Source organism: Phytoactinopolyspora endophytica, from assembly GCF_004138495.1.
Lineage (GTDB): Bacteria > Actinomycetota > Actinomycetes > Jiangellales > Jiangellaceae > Phytoactinopolyspora > Phytoactinopolyspora endophytica.
On the sequence record NZ_ML142849.1, the window covers coordinates 465,337 to 467,125 of the forward strand.

Genomic DNA, 1,789 nt, shown 5'->3' on the forward strand with positions numbered 1-1,789 from the left:
CGGCGTCGACGGCCTTTACGCGATCGGCGAGGCCGGCTCTGGCGTGCACGGCGCCAACCGGCTGGGCGGAAACTCCCTGACCGAACTGCTCGTGTTCGGCCGGATCGTCGGGGAGGCGGCGGCCGGGTACGTCGACGGCATCGAGTACCTACACCGCAGCCGCGACGCCGTCGACGAGGCCCGCCGCGAGCTCGACGACCTGCTGGCCGGCGAGGGCACCGAGAACGCCCGGGCGCTGCAGCGCGCGGTGCGTGATCTGATGACCGAATACGCCGGCGTGGTCCGCGATGAGCCCGGCCTGACGGAGGGCCTGCACAAGCTCGACGCGATCGAGGACCGCCTGGGCGGACTGGCGGTGCACCCCAACATCGCCGGGTTCGAGGACCTCACGCACGCGATGGACCTCAAGGGCTCCCTGCTCGCGGCCCGGGCGACACTGGTCTGTGCCCGGGAACGTCGCGAGACCCGGGGAGCGCACAACAGGTCGGATTACCCCGCCACCGATCCGGCGCTGAAAGTAAACCTGGTGTGGTCCCCCGACGGCGCCGTGACCAAGGAGCTGGTGCCGGAGGCGCCCGACGAGGTGCGCCGCCTCATGGTCGACCACGACGTGGAGATCTCCGCCACCCTGGTCGAATAGAGAGCACCGGCCAGGCACACCCAGAGGTTTTCTCGTGCGTCACCATGCCTGCAGCCCTGTCGACGCGCGAGAAAACCCACCAAACTTGATCATTTGGAGGTGGGGAGATCGCCGGGGTGGTCGATGTCGTCCGGACGGCCGGTGCCGTCGCATGGGACGGCGGTCACCAGCTCGGGGTGCGCCTGGATGAAGGCACGTGCGCCCACGTCACCCTCGGCCAGGGCGAGCACGTCGTCCCACACCTCGGACCCGAGCAGCACCGGATTGCCCCGTTCGCCGCCGTAGGTCGCCGCGGCGACGAACGCTCCCCCGGCCCGGGCGCCGCGGAGCCGATGGACCGACTCCGGGCCGAGCCACGGCTGATCCACCAGTGCGACCACGACGGCGCCGACGCCGGTCTCTCGCACCGCGTCCAGGCCCACCCGCAACGACGAGCCCATGCCGTCCCGCCAGTCCGGGTTATACACGACGCGGACCGGCACACCGGCGGCCTGGCCCGTCACTTCCAGCCCGACGGCACCTTCAACGACGACGACCGGCAAGCAGCCGCCCTCGGCCAGCAAGCGCACGGCACGGTCGATCAAGCGCTCGCCTTCGACCTCCACCACGGCCTTCGGCGAACCGAACCGCCGGCCTTCACCCGCGGCGAGGACCAGCCCCGCCGCCGTTGCCGCAGTCATGACGCATCACGTCCGTTCCAGCACTCACCCGTCCGGCGCGCTCATCCGCCGGTATGGCCCGGCCGGCTCCCAGCGATGGGTTCCGGCGTCGGTTCTGTCATCCGCTCGTGATGGATCGGCCCGGACAGCTGACTCAGCCTGCGGCCGGATCCGTTCCAGCGGGCGGCGACGATCTCGGCCGCGATCGAGACCGCGGTCTCCTCCGGTGTGCGGGCACCGATGTCCAAGCCGGTCGGGGCGGACATCCGAGTCAGCTCCCGCTCGCTCAGCCCCAGCTCACGCAGCCGGTCGATCCGATCGGCGTGGGTGCGACGCGACCCCATGACCCCGATGTACGCGGCCGGTGTCCGCAGCGCCGCCTCCAGCAGCGGAACGTCGAACTTCGGATCGTGCGTCAGCACGCAGATCACCGTCCGCGCGTCGACCGTCGCGCCTGCCAGAAAGTCGTGTGGCCAGCTGACCACCACCT

At 70.9% G+C, this 1,789-nt stretch carries 3 protein-coding genes; 1 reads left to right on the top strand and 2 read right to left on the bottom strand.

The features are described from left to right. Window positions 1–640 (top strand): FAD-binding protein (locus tag ELR45_RS36505; protein WP_205855703.1); only part of this gene is annotated, 640 nt, incomplete at its 5' end. A gap of 89 nt (window positions 641–729) precedes the next feature. Here ELR45_RS36505 and ELR45_RS02085 read toward each other — a convergent pair. Together ELR45_RS02085 and ELR45_RS40240 are read right to left on the bottom strand one after the other, a co-directional pair. Beyond that, window positions 730–1,320 (bottom strand): nucleotidyltransferase family protein, encoded by a 591-nt coding sequence (locus tag ELR45_RS02085; protein WP_129663019.1) that lies wholly within the window; start codon window positions 1,318–1,320, stop codon window positions 730–732. A 41-nt stretch (window positions 1,321–1,361) separates the two neighbouring features. Next, the coding region (locus tag ELR45_RS40240) for an XdhC family protein (RefSeq protein WP_240759068.1) at window positions 1,362–1,789 on the bottom strand (428 nt) is incomplete at its 5' end.